Origin of the sequence: Pseudomonas paralactis (assembly GCF_001439735.1) — a bacterium.
Taxonomy (GTDB): Bacteria; Pseudomonadota; Gammaproteobacteria; order Pseudomonadales; family Pseudomonadaceae; genus Aquipseudomonas; species Aquipseudomonas paralactis.
This window is the reverse complement of record NZ_JYLN01000004.1, coordinates 380377-397960: the sequence shown is the minus strand read 5'-3', so window position 1 is coordinate 397960 and position 17584 is coordinate 380377. Positions and strand designations below refer to the sequence as shown.

At 61.0% G+C, this 17584-nt stretch carries 9 protein-coding genes; 4 read left to right on the top strand and 5 right to left on the bottom strand.

Annotation, left to right across the window (positions count from 1 at the left end; all coding sequences use genetic code 11):
- Window positions 1–212 precede the first annotated feature (212 nt).
- Complete coding sequence (glnE, locus tag TX23_RS13300; RefSeq protein WP_057702538.1) at window positions 213–3152, bottom strand: bifunctional [glutamate--ammonia ligase]-adenylyl-L-tyrosine phosphorylase/[glutamate--ammonia-ligase] adenylyltransferase; 2940 nt, start codon at window positions 3150–3152, stop codon at window positions 213–215.
- A 383-nt stretch (window positions 3153–3535) separates the two neighbouring features.
- Here glnE and aceE point away from each other — a divergent pair, with 383 nt between their 5' ends.
- The 4 genes from aceE (at window position 3536) to msrA (ending at window position 11661) form a co-directional block, all read left to right on the top strand.
- Window positions 3536–6181, top strand: a complete 2646-nt coding sequence (aceE, locus tag TX23_RS13295; protein WP_003187985.1) for a pyruvate dehydrogenase (acetyl-transferring), homodimeric type — start codon at window positions 3536–3538, stop codon at window positions 6179–6181.
- A gap of 11 nt (window positions 6182–6192) precedes the next feature.
- On the top strand, window positions 6193–7839 hold the full coding sequence (aceF, locus tag TX23_RS13290) for a dihydrolipoyllysine-residue acetyltransferase (protein ID WP_057702537.1): 1647 nt from the start codon (window positions 6193–6195) through the stop codon (window positions 7837–7839).
- Window positions 7840–8247: 408 nt separating this feature from the next.
- Window positions 8248–10941 carry a putative bifunctional diguanylate cyclase/phosphodiesterase gene (locus TX23_RS13285; protein WP_057702536.1) on the top strand — a complete coding sequence of 898 codons (2694 nt, stop codon included), beginning with the start codon at window positions 8248–8250 and terminating at the stop codon, window positions 10939–10941.
- A gap of 72 nt (window positions 10942–11013) precedes the next feature.
- Window positions 11014–11661 (top strand): peptide-methionine (S)-S-oxide reductase MsrA, encoded by a 648-nt coding sequence (msrA, locus tag TX23_RS13280; protein ID WP_032893900.1) that lies wholly within the window; start codon window positions 11014–11016, stop codon window positions 11659–11661.
- 115 nt (window positions 11662–11776) lie between these two features.
- Here the strand turns inward: msrA and TX23_RS13275 are convergent, their stop codons facing one another.
- The 4 genes from TX23_RS13275 to putP all read right to left on the bottom strand — a co-directional run bounded on the left by TX23_RS13275 (window position 11777) and on the right by putP (window position 17155).
- The gene (locus TX23_RS13275) at window positions 11777–12613 is read right to left on the bottom strand and encodes a 23S rRNA (adenine(2030)-N(6))-methyltransferase RlmJ (protein ID WP_032893901.1); all 837 of its coding nucleotides are present in this window, start codon (window positions 12611–12613) and stop codon (window positions 11777–11779) included.
- 97 nt (window positions 12614–12710) lie between these two features.
- Window positions 12711–13436, bottom strand: a complete 726-nt coding sequence (locus TX23_RS13270) for a DUF4123 domain-containing protein (protein WP_057702535.1) — start codon at window positions 13434–13436, stop codon at window positions 12711–12713.
- On the bottom strand, window positions 13436–15457 hold the full coding sequence (locus tag TX23_RS13265) for a type VI secretion system Vgr family protein (protein ID WP_057702534.1): 2022 nt from the start codon (window positions 15455–15457) through the stop codon (window positions 13436–13438). Before TX23_RS13265 ends, TX23_RS13270 begins: the two co-directional genes overlap by 1 nt.
- Window positions 15458–15670: 213 nt before the next feature.
- A complete protein-coding gene (gene putP, locus TX23_RS13260; RefSeq protein ID WP_043050728.1) occupies window positions 15671–17155 on the bottom strand; it encodes a sodium/proline symporter PutP in 1485 nt (494 codons plus the stop codon).
- Between the last annotated feature and the right edge of the window lie 429 nt (window positions 17156–17584).

Sequence of the window (17584 nt, the reverse complement as noted above, 5' to 3'; positions counted from 1 at the left end):
CAAACGATGCGGGGAGGCTTATGCCTCCCCGCCTCGATAATGACTGTAGATCGCGGCGCGCCAGGGAGCATCTTTATGTGGGAGCTGGCTTGCCTGCGATTGCATCACCTCGGTATCACAGATAAACCGAGGCGCCTGCATCGCGGGCAAGCCCGGCTCCCACATTAATCCGCATCCCATATAAAAATTGGCGTCGCCCAATCAGTCGAGTTTCAATTTAAGCCCAGCGCTTGCCAGATTCGCATCACCTGTCGCCGCTCGTCGGCAAATTGGTCCCCGGCGACCGTGCCGGCCTCGTTCTGCAAGGCCTGGCGATGGGCGGCGGAGCGGTAGGCCTTATACACCTCACGCAGCAAATGGGCATCGGCGGCGGGCATCAGCCCGACCTGCTCAAGGCCCTCCAGAATGCGAATATTGTCGGTGTAGCGCAGCAACGATGGATGTTGCGCAGACCACGCCAAAGCCGCGTATTGCACCATAAATTCAATATCTACGATACCTCCGGCGTCCTGCTTGAGGTCGAACACCGCCGTGGCCTCGAAGGCATTGGCGCCCCTGCCGGCCGCCGTGGCCCTGGTACCCAGGTTATCGCGCATCTTGGTGCGCATCTCGCTGACCTCCTGGCGCAGCTTCGCCAAGTCCCGTTCACGCCCCAATACCTTGGCCCGTACCTGCTCGAATGCATGGCCCACATCCTGACTGCCCACCAGCACCCGTGCACGGATGAGCGCCTGATGTTCCCAGGTCCAGGCTTCATTTTGTTGATAGCGATCGAAGGCGCCCAGGGAACTCACCAGCAAACCGGATGCGCCGGAAGGTCGCAGGCGCATATCCACTTCATACAGCTGGCCGGAGTTGGTCTGGGTGGTCAGCAGGTGAATGATGCGCTGGCCCAGGCGCGTGAAGAACTGCGCACCGTCAATCGGCTTGGCCCCATCGGTCTCGGCCTGAGGATCGCCATCGTGGATAAACACCAGATCCAGGTCCGAACCATGCCCCAATTCAATGCCGCCGACTTTCCCATAACCGACAATGATGAACCCAGGATCGCACAAGGTGCCGTCCAGCCTTTGGGGTGAACCGTGCCGGGCGACGGTTTGGCGCCAGGCCAGAGCCAGTACTTGCTCAAGAATGGCTTCAGCCAGCCAGGTGAGGTAGTCGCTGACTTTCATTAACGGCAGGCTGCCGGCGATTTCCGAGGCCGCTACCCGCAGGCGGTGCGCCAACTTGAAATGACGCAGGGCTTCCATTTGTTGTTCAAGGTCGTCCTCGGGGATGCGGGTGAGCCGCTCGCGCAGCTCGGCCGCCAGCTCCGGCGCCAGCGGCGGCTTAAACAGGCGGCCCTCGTTGAGCAGCTCATCGAGCAACAGCGGGAAACGGGTGATCTGTTCGGCGATCCAAGGGCTGGCCGCACACAGGGTCAACAGGCGACGCAGCGCATCGGGGTTTTCGGTGAGCAACACCAAATAGGCCGAGCGGCGGGCCACGGCCTCCACCAACGGCAACACGCGTTCGAGCACCAGATCCGGGTTGGCGTGTTCGACCGCCTGAGCCAGCAGGCGCGGAATAAACGCATCCAGGCGCTCACGTCCCAGCCGCTGCATGGCGCGCAACTGCGGGCTGCCGCGCAGGCCGGCCAGAGCCTTGAGGGCTTTGGGTGCATCGGTGAACCCGCCTTCGGCCAGTTGGCGGCACGCGGCGTCGTCATCCTGGGATTCCTCCCACAGCGGCAACCATTCACCACCGACGACCAATTCACTTTCTTCGCCTTCTTCTTCGTCAGGGTCGGCAATCACTTGACGGAAGTGCCAGTCCACGCGGCCACGCCAGTACATCAGACGCTCGTGGAACGCAGCCCAGTCGCTGAAGCCCAGCATGAAGGCGATACGCGCCTGGTCTTCAGGACTGTGCGGCAGCATCTGGGTCTGACGGTCGGCAATTGCCTGGATGGCGTGCTCGGTGTAACGCAGGAATTCATAGCCATTGCGCAGCTCGGTGATCACCGCGCCCGGCAGGTAACCCTGGCCCTCAAGCGTACCCAGCACGTTCAATAGCGGGCGTTGTTGCAGGCTCAGGTCGCGGCCGCCGTGAATCAGCTGGAACGCCTGGGCAATAAACTCCACCTCACGAATACCGCCCGAGCCCAGCTTGATGTTCTCGGCCATGCCCTTGCGCCGCACTTCCTGCTGGATCAACTGCTTCATGGTGCGCAGCGCTTCGATAGCGGAAAAGTCCAGATAGCGCCGGTAGACGAAGGGCCGCAGCATGTCGAGCAACTGCGCGCCTGCCACTTGATCACCGGCCACCACCCGCGCCTTGATCATGGCGTAGCGTTCCCAATCCCGGCCCTGATCCTGGTAGTACTGCTCCAACGCGTTGAAGCTGAGCACCAGCGCACCGGCCGAGCCGTAGGGACGCAGGCGCATATCCACGCGAAAGACAAAACCGTCGACCGTCATGGGGTCGAGGGCCTTGATCAATTTTTGACCAAGACGAATAAAGAATTCCTGATTGTCCAGGGAACGCTTTACACCCACCGTCTCGCCGCCTTCGGGGTAGGCAAAAATCAGGTCGATATCCGACGAGAGGTTCAGCTCCACCGCGCCGAGCTTGCCCATGCCGAGGATAACCATGTGCTGCGCCTCACCGCTTCGCCGCCCGGTTGGCGTGCCGAACTGGGCGCAGTGGCGCTGGTACAGCCATTGGTAGGCCTGATCGATGCTGGCGTCGGCCATGTCGGAAAGGTCGCGACAGGTTTGCACCAGGTCGGCCTGGCGCGTCAGGTCGCGCCAGATGATGCGCACCTGCTGGCGCGTACGCTGGCGACGCAGCACGCGGCCCAACTCATCTTCTGTTTCGGCCTGTTGCACGGCGCCGGCAATCTGGCTGCACAGCTCGCCGGGCGCAAAGCCGCGGTCCAGCTCGCCCCAGGCCACCAGTTCGAGCAACATCAAAGGGTCACGAACACTCTGTTCAATGACAAAATCACTGGCGGCGCACACGCGGGCGAAGTCGGCCCACCGTTGCGGCGTCCACGCAGAAAGGCCATGATCGTCGTCCAGCGCGGCCACCGCGTCACGAAATGACTGCTCGGCCCGCTGGGCATAAGGCAAGAGAATGGCCGGCAGTTCGGCCAGCGTTGGAAGGCTCATGGTCTATCCTTGATCGGCGTGTAATTGGCGTGTAGTTGTGAACGCAAGAGCCATGCTCGATGAAGGACTGTCGAACAAAAGTTAGAAATAGCTGAAATTAAATTAATCTTGGCAGGCAACATCAAAGTTTCACCTTTTCTTGTTCGCAATAGACCAACAATAACGATTATGCTCACCAGCAAGACCGAGCCATACGCTCAGTCTTGTGTAGTTTTACTACTCGTATATACATTCGAAAGGCTGAAATGGCCGACGATTTGTAGTAAAACTACAGGACGCCGAAGCAACCTTCGGCCATCCAAGAATTTATGTCGTCTGCCCACAAGGCCAGTCGCAAACTTCAGGCAACCGATTCTGGTAGCCTTTCCGCCCTGGAGCAAGCCATGCAAGACCTCGATCCCGTCGAAACCCAGGAATGGCTGGACGCCCTGGAATCGGTTCTCGACAAAGAAGGCGAAGACCGTGCTCACTACCTGATGACCCGTATGGGCGAACTCGCGACCCGCAGCGGCTCGCAACTGCCTTACGCCATCACTACGCCATACCGCAACACCATCCCCGTTACCCACGAAGCACGCATGCCTGGCGACCTGTTCATGGAACGCCGCATTCGCTCGCTGGTACGCTGGAACGCCATGGCGATGGTAATGCGCACGAACTTGAAAGATTCGGACCTGGGCGGTCACATCTCCAGCTTCGCTTCCAGCGCAACCCTGTATGACATCGGCTTCAACTACTTCTTCCAGGCCCCGACCGACGAACACGGCGGCGACCTGATCTACTTCCAGGGCCACACCTCGCCAGGCGTCTACGCCCGTGCGTTCATGGAAGGTCGCATCAGCGAAGAACAAATGAACAACTTCCGCCAGGAAGTCGACGGTCAGGGCCTGTCGTCCTACCCTCACCCTTGGCTGATGCCTGACTTCTGGCAGTTCCCGACCGTTTCCATGGGTCTGGGCCCGATCCAGGCGATCTACCAGGCACGCTTCATGAAGTACCTGGAAGCCCGTGGCTTCATCCCGGAAGGCAAGCAGAAAGTCTGGTGCTTCCTGGGCGACGGCGAGTGCGACGAGCCGGAATCCCTGGGTGCCATCTCCCTGGCCGGCCGCGAGAAGCTCGACAACCTGATCTTCGTCATCAACTGCAACCTGCAGCGCCTCGACGGCCCGGTTCGCGGCAACGGCAAGATCATCCAGGAACTCGAAGGCGTGTTCCGCGGTGCTCAGTGGAACGTGACCAAAGTCATCTGGGGCCGCTTCTGGGACCCACTGCTGGCCAAGGACGTCGACGGTATCCTGCAACGTCGCATGGACGAAGTGATCGACGGCGAGTACCAGAACTACAAGGCCAAAGACGGCGCGTTCGTTCGCGAGCACTTCTTCAACACGCCTGAACTCAAGGCGATGGTTGCCGACCTGTCCGACGACGAGATCTGGAAGCTCAACCGTGGCGGCCACGACCCGTACAAGGTCTACGCGGCGTACCACGAAGCGGTCAACCACAAAGAACAACCCACCGTCATCCTGGCCAAGACCATCAAGGGTTATGGCACCGGTGCCGGCGAAGCGAAGAACACCGCGCACAACACCAAGAAAGTCGATGTCGACAGCCTGAAGTTGTTCCGCGACCGCTTCGACATCCCGGTCAAGGACGAAGAGCTGGAGAACCTGCCGTTCTTCAAGCCGGAGCCAAACAGCGCCGAAGCCCGCTACCTGAGCGAGCGTCGCAGTGCACTGGGCGGTTTCGTGCCACAGCGCCGCGCCAACAGCTTCAGCGTACCGACGCCAGACCTGAGCACCCTCAAGGCTATCCTTGACGGCTCGGGCGACCGTGAAATCTCCACCACCATGGCCTTCGTGCGTATTCTGGCGCAGCTGGTCAAGGACAAGGACATCGGCCCGCGCATCGTCCCGATCATCCCGGACGAAGCCCGTACCTTCGGTATGGAAGGCATGTTCCGTCAGTTGGGCATCTACTCCTCCGTCGGCCAGCTCTACGAGCCAGTCGATAAAGACCAGGTGATGTTCTACAAGGAAGACAAGAAGGGCCAGATCCTCGAAGAAGGCATCAACGAAGCGGGCGCCATGAGCTCCTTCATCGCTGCCGGTACTTCGTACTCCAGCCACAACCAGCCAATGCTGCCGTTCTACATCTTCTACTCGATGTTCGGCTTCCAGCGTATCGGCGACCTGGCCTGGGCCGCTGGCGACAGCCGCACCCGTGGCTTCCTGATCGGCGGCACCGCCGGCCGTACCACGCTGAACGGCGAAGGCCTGCAACACGAAGACGGTCACAGCCACATCCTGGCTGCCACCATCCCGAACTGCCGCACCTTTGATCCAACCTACGGCTATGAGCTGGCGGTGATCATCCAGGACGGCATGAAGAAGATGACCGAAGAGCAGCAGGACGTTTTCTACTACATCACCGTGATGAACGAGTCCTACCAGCAGCCAGCCATGCCGGCCGGTGTGGAAGAAGGCATCATCAAGGGCATGTACCTGCTCGAAGAAGACACCAAGGAAGCGGCGCACCACGTACAGCTGATGGGCTCCGGCACCATCCTGCGCGAAGTGCGTGAAGCGGCGAAGATCCTGCGTGACGAATTCAACGTCGGTGCCGACGTGTGGAGCGTTACCAGCTTCAACGAACTGCGTCGCGACGGCCTGGCCGTAGAGCGCAGCAACCGTCTGCACCCTGGCCAGAAGCCAGCCAAGAGCTACGTCGAAGAGTGCCTGGCCGGCCGTAAGGGTCCAGTCATTGCCTCTACCGACTACATGAAACTGTTTGCTGAACAAATTCGCCAGTGGGTCCCGTCCAAGGAATTCAAAGTCCTGGGCACCGATGGTTTCGGCCGCAGTGACAGCCGCAAGAAGCTGCGTCACTTCTTCGAAGTCGACCGTCACTTCGTGGTGTTGGCAGCCCTGGAAGCCTTGGCTGACCGTGGTGAGATCGAACCCAAGGTGGTGGCTGACGCCATCGTCAAGTTCGGGATCAACCCGGAAAAACGCAACCCACTGGACTGCTGAGGAGATTTTTTGTGAGCGAACTCATTCGCGTACCTGACATCGGCAGCGGTGAAGGTGAAGTAATCGAGCTGTTTGTGAAGGTCGGCGACACCGTCGAAGCCGACCAGAGCATCCTGACCCTGGAGTCGGACAAGGCGAGCATGGAAATCCCTGCTCCCAAAGCCGGCGTGGTCAAGAGCCTGAAAGTGAAGCTGGGCGATCGTCTGAAAGAAGGCGACGAACTGCTGGAGCTGGAAATCGAAGGCGCTGCTGATGCAGCCCCTGCGGCGGCTCCTGCTGCCGCTGCTGCCCCTGCCCCTGCCGCTGAAAAGCCTGCCGCTGCCGAGGCTGCTCCAGCCCCGGCCGCTGCACCTGCCGCCGCGACCGTCCAGGACATTCACGTCCCGGACATCGGCTCGTCGGGCAAGGCCAAGATCATCGAGCTGCTGGTCAAGGTCGGCGACACCGTCGAAGCCGACCAGTCGCTGATCACCCTGGAGTCCGACAAGGCTTCCATGGAAATCCCTTCGCCGGCTGCCGGCGTGGTGGAAAGCATTGCGGTCAAGCTGGAAGACGAAGTCGGCACCGGTGACTTCATCCTCAAGCTCAAAGTACAAGGTGCTGCGCCAGCCGCCGCACCAGCACCGGCTGCTGCTCCGGCTGCCAAGGCTGAAGCGGCACCTGCCGCTGCTGCCCCTGCACCTGCCGCAAAAGCCGAAGCGGCGCCAGCCCCTGCGGCTGCAGCACCTGCGCCAAGCGGTGCCAAGGTTCATGCCGGCCCAGCCGTGCGTCAGCTGGCCCGTGAATTCGGCGTCGAGCTGAGCGCTGTTGCAGCCAGCGGCCCTCACGGCCGTGTGCTGAAGGAAGACGTGCAGGCTTACGTCAAAGCCATGATGCAAAAAGCCAAGGAAGCTCCGGCTGCTGGCGGCGCTACCGGTGGTTCGGGCATTCCGCCGATCCGTACCGTGGATTTCAGCCGTTTCGGCGAAATCGAAGAAGTGCCGATGACCCGCCTGATGCAAATCGGCGCGGCAGGCCTGCACGCCAGCTGGCTGAACATCCCGCACGTGACTCAATTCGACCAGGCCGATATCACCGACCTGGAAGCGTTCCGCGTTGCGCAGAAAGCCGTGGCCGAGAAGGCTGGCGTGAAGCTGACCGTGCTGCCACTGCTGCTCAAGGCCTGCGCCCACCTGCTCAAGGAACTGCCGGACTTCAACAGCTCGCTGGCACCAAGCGGCAAGGCGATCATTCGCAAGAAGTACGTGCACATCGGCTTTGCGGTCGACACCCCGGATGGCCTGCTGGTGCCGGTCATCAAGAACGTCGATCAGAAGAGCCTGCTGCAACTGGCTGGCGAAGCGGCTGCGCTGGCGGCCAAGGCCCGCGACAAGAAGCTCACTCCGGACGACATGCAGGGCGCCTGCTTCACCATCTCCAGCCTCGGCCACATTGGCGGCACTGGCTTCACGCCAATCGTCAACGCGCCGGAAGTGGCGATCCTGGGTGTGTCCAAGGCCACCATCCAGCCTGTGTGGGACGGTAAAGCGTTCCAGCCCAAGCTGATGCTGCCACTGTCATTGTCTTACGATCACCGTGTGATCAACGGCGCCGCGGCTGCGCGCTTCACCCAGCGCCTGAGCCAGTTGCTGAACGACATTCGCACCATCCTGCTGTAAGTCGCAGGGCCTTCCTGTGACCGGGAAGGCCCTTGCCACACCGATTTCCGAGCGCCACGCTCGTACCTCAACCCCGCCACTTGGCGGGGCTTTTTTTGCCTGTGTTTTTGTAGGAGCGAGCTTGCTCGCGAAGATCGTCAACGATGATGAGGGTCTTCGGGATAAACGCGGTGCCCTGGCGTTTTTCGCGAGCAAGAACTAGGCGTCCCCCTCGCTCCTACAGAGGACAGGCGTGAACCACCGATCACCCCAATTACAGAAATCCCCCGCGCGGCCGATAACAGGCTTATAGCACTTAGCCTTCATCCTCTCTTGTCAGTGCGTGCCGCATGATGCAACCTTGCCGCAGGCAACAGTCAAGAGGGCGTGAGCCCGGCGCCGTGCGCATTTTTCCAAGCGAGTCTCCCCATGAAAAGCCAACCCGATGTCGCCCGTATGGCGGCCGAGGTAGTGACGCAATTACCGGTGCCTTCGCGCCTCGGTATGCTGCGTTTCGAGCGGCTTAATGAGGCAAGCTGGGCCCTGCTTTACCTCGACCCCAATTGCGAACGTCAATTCGGTCTGCCGGCGGTAGAGCTCTGCGCCCTGATCGGTACGCCCTACGCCAGCCTGATGGAACCCCAGGCGCGCTATCAGTTGCATGATGCAATTCAGCAGCAACTGACCCAAAGCCCCCATTACCTGGTGCGCTACACCCTGCACACACATGATGGCCCGCTGAGCCTGCTGGAAATGGGCGAGGCTTACAAACAACACAACCGCCATCTGCTGCGCGGTTACCTGATGGTGGTTGACGGGCTGTTTGGTGAAACCGCCGCGCCCGCCCCGACCGCCGACCTGGAAAACCAGAACAGTCGCCTGCAAATCGCCCTGGAGCTCAACCAGCGTGCGCAGCAGGAACAGTTGCAACACCTGGAACGGGTGCGCGCCCAGCAGGAACTGATCCTGCTGCTGGCCCGACAGCGCTACACCACACCCAATTCGCTGCAAGAAGCCGCCGAGCTGATCACCCGCAGCGCGTGCGACATCTACCAGATCGACTGCGCCAGCATCTGGCACCTGGAAGGCCAACATCTGGTGCCTATCTCGGCGTACCACCGCGCCGACCAACAGCACCGCCTGCCCAAGGCCATCGATGCCAGCGGTTTCCCGGATTACCTGGAAGCCCTGCACTCCAGCCGCGCCATCGACGCCACCCATGCCCAACGTGACCCGCGTACCCGGGAAATGGCCGAGAGCCTGCGCGCCAACAATATTCACGCGATGCTCGACGCCAGCATTCGTGTCGACGGCCAGGTCGTCGGCGTGCTGTGCCTGGAACAAAGCGGCAGCTCACGTGCCTGGCAGTCCGATGAAATTGCGTTTGCCGGCGAGCTGGCAGACCAGTTCGCCCAAGTCATCAACAACCACAACCGCCGCACCGCCACCAGCGCCCTGCACCTGTTCCAGCGTGCGGTGGAACAAAGCGCCAACGCGTTTCTGCTGGTCAATTGCGACGGCGTGGTGGAGTACGTCAACCCAAGCTTCACTGCAATAACCCAGTACAGCGCCGAAGAAGTCCACGGCCACCGCCTGGCGCAACTGCCGGCCCTGGAAAACCTCAGTGAATTGCTGTTCGACGCGCCTTCGGCCCTGGCCAAGAGCAACAGCTGGCAAGGTGAGTTCAAAAGTCGGCGCAAGAATCTGGAGCCCTACTGGGGCCAATTGTCGATTTCCAAGGTGTATGGCGATAACCGTGAATTGACGCACTACATCGGCATCTACGAAGACATCACCCAGACCAAGCTGGCGCAACAGCGCATCGAGCGCCTGGCCTACACCGACAACCTGACCAACCTGGGCAACCGGCCGGCGTTCATCCGCAACCTCGACGAACGCTTTGCCCGCGACAGCGACAGCCCCATCAGCCTGCTGCTGGTAGACATCGACAACTTCAAGCGGATCAATGACAGCCTCGGGCACCAGACCGGCGACAAGCTGCTGATCAGCCTGGCCCGCCGCTTGCGCAACAGTTTGAGCAGCGGCGGCAGCCTGGCGCGCTTTGCCAGTAACGAGTTCGCAGTGCTGCTCGACGACGCAGACCTTGAGACCGGCCAGCAGGTCGCCAGCCAGTTGCTGGCCACGCTCGACAAGCCGATGTTCGTCGACAACCAGTTGATCAGCGTCACCGGCTCCGTGGGCCTGGCCTGTGCGCCGCTGCATGGCCGCGACCCGCAGACCTTGATGCGTAACGCAGGGTTGGCGCTGCACAAGGCCAAGGCCAACGGCAAACACCAGGTGCAGGTGTTTACCGAAGCCTTGAATGCCGAAGCCAGCTACAAGCTGTTCGTGGAAAACAACCTGCGTCGCGCCCTGACCCAGAACGAGCTGGACGTGTTCTATCAGCCCAAACTGTGCCTGCGCAGCGGCCGTCTGCTGGGCATGGAAGCCCTGTTGCGCTGGAACCACCCGGAAAAGGGCATGATCCGTCCCGACCAGTTCATCAGCGTGGCAGAAGAAACCGGGCTGATCATTCCCATCGGCAAATGGATCGCCCGCCAGGCGTGCCGCATGAGCAAGCAGTTGAGCGCCGCCGGCATGGGCAATCTGCAGGTGGCGATCAACCTGTCGCCCAAGCAGTTTTCCGACCCGGACCTGGTGGCCTCGATTGCCACCATCCTCAAGGAAGAACAGCTACCGGCCAACCTGCTGGAGCTGGAGCTGACCGAAGGTTTGCTGCTGGAAGCCACCGAAGACACGCGCCTGCAGCTGGACCAGCTGAAAAGTTTTGGCCTGACCCTGGCCATGGACGACTTCGGTACCGGTTACTCGTCGCTGAGCTACTTGAAAAAATTCCCCATCGACATCATTAAGATTGATCGCAGCTTTATCCATGAAATCCCGGATAACCAGGACGACATGGAAATCACCTCGGCGGTGATCGCCATGGCCCACAACCTCAAGCTCAAGGTGGTGGCCGAAGGCATCGAGACAGCCGAGCAGTTGGCATTTCTGCGCAGGCATCGCTGTGATGTGGGCCAGGGCTACCTGTTTGACCGCCCGATTCCCGGCGCAGAGCTGCTGACAATGCTTAAACGCTACCCGCGCGGGCCAATCGCCTGACAGCGCTGTAACACTCGGGCACACTGACTGTCTGACAATTTACTGTTACTCAACCTGACGAGAGGACTGATCATGGTCTTGCGCTCGGAAATTCTGGTGAACAAAAACGTGCTGCCTACTCAAGAACAAGCTTTGCCTGGCCGTGAAACCCCAATGAAGCTACCGGAAACCCACTTCGTCAACGGCAACCCACTGCTGGGCCCTTTTCTGGATGACGTCGGTTTTGCGATCTTCGGACTGGGTTGTTTCTGGGGCGCGGAACGCAAGTTCTGGCAACGCGACGGCGTGGTCAGCACCGTGGTCGGCTACGCCGGCGGCTTCACGCCTAACCCGACTTACGAAGAAGTCTGCTCGGGCCTGACCGGCCACAGCGAAGTGGTGCTGGTGGTGTATGACCAGGCCAAGGTCAAGTACGAAGACCTGTTGAAGATGTTCTGGGAACTGCACAACCCGACCCAGGGCATGCGCCAGGGCAACGACATCGGCAGCCAGTACCGCTCGGTGATCTACGCCACCACGCCTGAGCAACTGGCGGCGGCCAAGGCCAGTGCTGCGGCGTATCAGCAAGAGCTGAGCAAGGCCGGCCTGGGTGAGATCACCACGGAAATCGAAGAGGCCCCGACGGTGTACTTCGCCGAGGCGTATCACCAGCAGTACCTGGCGAAGAATCCCCAGGGTTACTGTGGGATCGGCGGCACGGGCGTGACCTGCCCGATCTGACGCCGACCTCTGTAGGAGCGAGCTTGCTCGCGAAAAACCTGAGAGCGCCGCAGGGCGCCAGGTTTCCCGCGTTATCGTTAACGATTTTCGCGAGCAAGCTCGCTCCTACAGTGGATTATTCGGCGATGAGCCAATCCATCTGCCAGCCACCTTGGGTCTGGCCCAGTTGCTTGGACAACCATGGCAGCAACTCACGCAATTCCTCTTCCAGGCCCCACGGCGGGTTGGCAATCGCCAGGCCCGAGCCGGTGAGGGTATTGGGCGTGTCCAGCGGATGCACCAGCAACTCCACACGCAGCAGCTTCGGCGCACCGGTGCCAGCCAAGTCCTGGTAGAAACGGCGCAACATGCGCTGGTCTTTTACCGGGTACCAAATCGCCGCCACCGTCTGGCGCATACGGCTGACAGCTTCCTTGAGGGACGCGGCGCAACGCTGCATTTCGTCGAGCTTCTCGAACGGCGGATCGATCAGCATCAACGCGCGTTTTTCCGGCACCGGCAACAGCGCACGCGGCACATGCCAGCCTTCGCCCAGGTGCACCTTGACCCGGCGATCACCCTTCATATTGTCCTTGAGCAGCACGCCATCTTCGGGGTGCTTCTCGTTGAGCAGCACACGGTCCTGTGGCCGCGTGAGGCGTCGCGCCAGCTCCGGCGAGCCCGGGTAGTAGCGCAACTGGCCATCCGGGTTCATCTCGTGCAGCACGCGCATGTAGTCGGCGGTAAGCGGCGGCAGGTCGCTTGCGCCCCACAGGCGGGCGATGCCTTCCAGGTATTCACCGGTGCGGTTGGCCTGGTCGCCCTGCAAGTCGTACAAGCCAATGCCTGCGTGAGTGTCGAGGTAGGCGAACGGCTGTTCCTTGCGCGACATCAGGGCGATGAGGCGGGTCAAGGTCAGGTGTTTGAAGACATCGGCATGGTTGCCGGCGTGAAAGGCGTGACGATAATTCATGGTTGCTCCTGCGCAGGGGGCGAAGTTTACCTTCTACCGGCGCAAAGGTGCAGGGCCGCAGGGCGGGCGGTACGGATATCACGCAAGCCTCATGGGTTTAACTCAGTTGCGCGGCAAGGTAGTCCGCCAACTCGGCATGGCCGATACCCGGCCTGCGCACGAAGTAGGCGACCTTGTGCTGCAAGATCGCTGGCGAAAACGCGGTGTACAGGTCCGGGCGCTGCTCCTGGAGCCATTGGAGCAGGTTGTCGATCAGCACCTGTGGCGACTGTTGCGCGAGGTGTGCCAACAATGGCGCCGGCACTCGCCACCAAGGGCTGGGTTTGGTCGCAGACAACGGGCACGGCGAGACTGCCAACGACTGGCCATTGATTAAATAACGCTGGAACACCGGCAGCATCGTTGCGGCATCGTCACCCAAGTGCTGCAGCATCGGCAAAAACTGCGTGCCATCCCAGAAGCGCAAAAATACCGGCTGATCTTCAGGCAGGTACACCTGGGTCAAGCCTTTCAAGTGATTGAGCACAACCTCCTGCGGGCACGAAGACACCGCCAGCCAGCCCCAGTCCACGGCCCGGGTGTTGGCCACCCAATCGAGAAAGGCACTCCCAGGCTCGACGACGCCAACATAAGGCATCACCTCATTCCAACCGGCATAGGGCGTGCCCGCCCACACCGGTTGCGGCGGTTTCGCGCCCGCCACGGTTTGCCAGGCTGCAAACGGCTTGGCCTCGCTGGCGCTGCCCATGACGACATAGAGCTGCTCGTCCGGCTGCATTGGGCTATCGGCCAGCCAGGCGCTGGGCGTCAGGGGTGTGGCCATCAGGGAAAACTCCGTGCGTGGGCACTGATATCACACTGCCCGTTTTTGCAGCGCTCACATTCTTCGCAAAACGGCGCACTGCGCTTGAGGCTGGCCACTTGCGCAGGGCTTAGCGGCGCGGGAATAACGGCCAGTAATGTTTCCGTCACCCCAGGCATTAACGGTGCCGCCGCCGCAACAGGCGCACCGCCGAGCTGGATCGGCACACTGCTGAATATCCCGCCCGCCGACAGCGTGATCGATTGCCCGCCCGCTTGAATCGTCACACTGGCCCCGGCATCAACGACAATATTTTGCCCAGCGCCCAAATGGATGGTTTGCCCGGCACGCATATGCTGCGAACCGCCGACCGCCAGGTGATCATCCTGCTTGAGCTCGGTCAGGCGATTGCCGTGGGTGACGCGCTGTTCTTCGCCCTGCAATTCATGATGCGACTCGCCGCCCACCCGCACACGGCGCTGGTTATCGACCTGCACCTGCTGGTCGTGCAGCACATGCTGGGTCCAGTCCCGCTGGGCGCGCAGGTAGATTTCCTCCGCGCCTTTGCGGTCTTCAATGCGCAGTTCGTTGTAGCCTCCACCGCCCGGGCTGCTCTGGCTACGCAGGATGCTGCGGGTTTTGTCCGCCGGCAGGTCGAGGGGCATTGGCGTGGCGGCATTGGGCAGGCAGCCCACCACCAGCGGCATGTCCAGGTCACCATTGACGAAACCTACCAGCACCTCCATGCCGACCCTGGGGATCAGCACCACACCATAGCGGTCATGGGCCCAGCCACTGGCCACCCGCAACCAGCAACTGGCGTGGTCGTTGTGCTCGCCGATACGGTCCCAGGCCAGTTGCACCTTGACCCGGCCGTATTCATCGCAATGGATTTCACTGTCGACCGGGCCGGTGACCACGGCGCTTTGGTAACCCGCTATGGTCGGGCGCGGCGACTCAGGCAAGGGCGGGCGAAAGATTGCATCCCATGGCGCGGCAACAAAGGTGTTGCTATAGCCCTGACGAAACGCCCCGCCTGCCACCTCGGTGACCGCCTCCTCCAGCACCTGAGGCTGTTTGCCTTCGTGGGTGACATGGGTGACCAGCCATAAGTCATTCCAGTCCTCGCGCGGGTGCTCGCTCAACTGCAGGAACCGGCCACTGGCAAGGGCCGACTCGTCGCTTTGCCCCTGGGCGATGCGGTAGTCACTGCGGTGCCGCTCCAGGCTGCGCTGAGCGAGATACTTGCCGTGGGCCCGGTCGGAAAACCGGCCAGGGAATTGCTGGGCCTCTAACCTGGGCAACTGCCCGTCGACCGCCGTGCTCTCCAGCTCAAGGTGCGGTTTGCAAAAATCGTAATCGCGCAGATTGACCGCCGTGGTGCGGGTTGCCAGTTGCAGCGTGAAGCGCTTGATCGCGGGCGCCTGGGCAACCATGCCCGACCCAGGCCGGTACGGCGTGGGCCGATCGACCTGGGCAAAAACCGTCTGGTCATCACCAAACACCAGCAAATGAGCGTCGGGGCAATGCTGAAAGTGATAGTGAATGCCGACTTCGGCACACAGGCGCTGGATAAACGCCAGATCCGTCTCACCGAACTGCACACAGTACTCACGCTCAGGGTAATGACCGCTCAGCCGGAACTCAAACCGGTCACTGTGAATGCCCTGCCCCGCCAACACCTGTGCAACGATCTGCGGCACCGTCTGATGCTGGAAAACCCGTTGGTGGCTGCTGTGCGCCAGATACGCCAGGTGCGGCGCCAGGCTGAGCTGGTAGCGCGTCAGGCGGCGGCCGGAATCGCCCTGGGCGACCCGATACACCAGGCCATGCACCCCATGGCCGCGATCATCGAAACCCAGGTACACCTGGCGATGCAGCAGGCTCTCCAGGTCGATATCCGGCTGCTCGCTGACCAGCTCAAGTTCAAAACGGTATGGCTGGCTGATAGCCTCGGTGCCGCTGAATTCATACACCTTGAGGTCACTGGGCGCCCCATCCAGGGCCAGGGTAAATGCAGGTTGGTTGGCAGGAGCGAACATCCGGTGTTTCTCTGCGAAGGGTGGCCGCCGATTCTGCACCAGCTTTTTGCCGGGCCGGGAGCATCGCCGGCAAATCAGTAAGGTCCTACCGCTGCCTTCACCCAGTCCTCCTCGAAGGCAATGAGCTTGACCTGCGGAAACAAAAACGGCCCGCCATCCAAAGGACGCGGGCCGCTTTTTTTCAACTGGAGGGGCGTTCAGCGCCCATCGCAATTACTTGTTGAGGTTGTAGTCTTTTTCCGCCGCATCAAAGCGCTCGACCATACCGGCAGTCGGTGCGCCCATCTTGCTCACGAAGTAGATCGCCAGGCTGGCGAAGATGAAGCCAGGGATGATTTCGTACAGGCCCAGCAGTTCGAAGTGTTTCCACACGATCACGGTGATCGCACCAACCAGGATGCCGGCCAGTGCGCCGTTGCGGGTCATGTGTTTCCAGATTACCGAGATCAGTACGACAGGGCCGAAGGCCGCGCCGAAACCGGCCCAGGCGTAGCTGACCAGGCCCAGTACGCGGTTTTCCGGGTTGGCAGCCATGGCGATGGCGATCAAGGCCACGACCAGCACCATGATGCGACCGACCCACACCAGCTCAAGCTGGGACGCGCCTTTGCGCAGGAACGCCTTGTAGAAGTCTTCGGTCAGGGCGCTGGAGCACACCAGCAGCTGGCAGCTCAGGGTGCTCATCACCGCCGCGAGGATCGCCGACAGCAATACACCGGCAACCCATGGGTTGAACAGGATCTTGGCCAGTTCGATAAACACACGCTCAGGGTTTTCGGTCACCGGACCTGCCACTTCAGGGTGCGCCGAGAAGTAGGCGATGCCGAAGAAGCCCACTGCCACGGTACCGCCCAGGCACAGGATCATCCAGGTCATGGAGATGCGACGTGCCTTGGCGATCGACTTCACCGAATCGGCCGCCATGAAACGCGCGAGGATGTGCGGCTGGCCGAAGTAGCCCAGGCCCCAGCCCATCAGCGAGATGATGCCGATGAAGGTGGTGTTTTTCAGCATGTCGAAGTTGGTCGGGTCCTTGGCTTCGATGGCCAGGAAAGTGGTGTCTACACCGCCGGTCGCCAGCAGCACGATGATCGGCGTAAGGATCAGCGCGAAGATCATCAGCGTGGCTTGCACGGTGTCGGTCCAGCTCACCGCCAGGAAACCACCGATAAAGGTGTAGGCAATCGTTGCCGCAGCACCGGCCCACAGCGCCGTCTCGTAGGACATGCCGAAGGTGCTTTCGAACAGGCGGGCACCGGCGACGATGCCGGAAGCACAGTAGATGGTGAAGAACACCAGGATCACCACCGCGGAGATGATCCGCAGCAGGCCGCTTTTATCTTCGAAGCGGCTGGAGAAGTAGTCCGGCAGGGTCAGGGCGTCGCCGTTGTGTTCGGTCTGCACCCGCAGGCGGCCGGCCACGAACAGCCAGTTGAGGTAAGCACCGACGATCAGGCCGATGGCAATCCAGCTTTCCGACAGGCCGGACATGTAGATGGCGCCCGGCAGGCCCATCAACAACCAGCCGCTCATGTCGGAAGCACCGGCCGACAAAGCTGTCACCACGCTACCGAGGCTGCGACCGCCGAGGATGTAATCGGAAAGGTTGTTGGTGGAGCGATAGGCCATCAAGCCGATCAGCACCATTGCTGCGATGTAGATCACGAACGTGATCAGGGTTGGATTGCTAACGCTCATATGAGTGACGCCCTGGCTTTGTTTTTATGTAGCGACGGTCTGTCAGTTCGCTACGGGTTGATAACCTAAGTAGACGAGCCTGCTAGCCGCGCATTTATGACTGGCGTTTCCCCAGGAAAGCCGCCAGCCGATGAACCAAACCTTAGAGGTGGTTGCACCTTGGTGCGCGAATGCTATTCAACAAAGCAAATAAGGTGCAACCAGTTTCTTGCGAATAAGTTGCACCCAAGCGTGATTTAGGACAAACGCCCTGTTTTTGCTCCTTTTCGGAGCAAGAACAGCCGATCTCAGAAGCAAATGCACCAATGCAAAGCGGATTTTGTCGAAGGCCTGTTTTTTTCCGATCAACCGTCGAAAATTTCCTGAACAAAAGGGTTGCACCCGGTTGCACCTCTGCATGGGCAAAGCTAATCTTGCCGCCAGCAGATG

Bases quoted from the DNA above. Each gene is read 5' to 3' on its own strand.
- TX23_RS13270 (WP_057702535.1), bottom strand. From the start codon at position 13,436: ATGGCCACACCCCTGACGCCCAGCGCCTGGCTGGCCGATAGCCCAATG.
- aceE (WP_003187985.1), top strand. From the start codon at position 3,536: ATGCAAGACCTCGATCCCGTCGAAACCCAGGAATGGCTGGACGCCCTG.
- TX23_RS13285 (WP_057702536.1), top strand. From the start codon at position 8,248: ATGAAAAGCCAACCCGATGTCGCCCGTATGGCGGCCGAGGTAGTGACG.
- TX23_RS13275 (WP_032893901.1), bottom strand. From the start codon at position 12,613: ATGAATTATCGTCACGCCTTTCACGCCGGCAACCATGCCGATGTCTTC.
- putP (WP_043050728.1), bottom strand. From the start codon at position 17,155: ATGAGCGTTAGCAATCCAACCCTGATCACGTTCGTGATCTACATCGCA.
- TX23_RS13265 (WP_057702534.1), bottom strand. From the start codon at position 15,457: ATGTTCGCTCCTGCCAACCAACCTGCATTTACCCTGGCCCTGGATGGG.
- glnE (WP_057702538.1), bottom strand. From the start codon at position 3,152: ATGAGCCTTCCAACGCTGGCCGAACTGCCGGCCATTCTCTTGCCTTAT.
- msrA (WP_032893900.1), top strand. From the start codon at position 11,014: ATGGTCTTGCGCTCGGAAATTCTGGTGAACAAAAACGTGCTGCCTACT.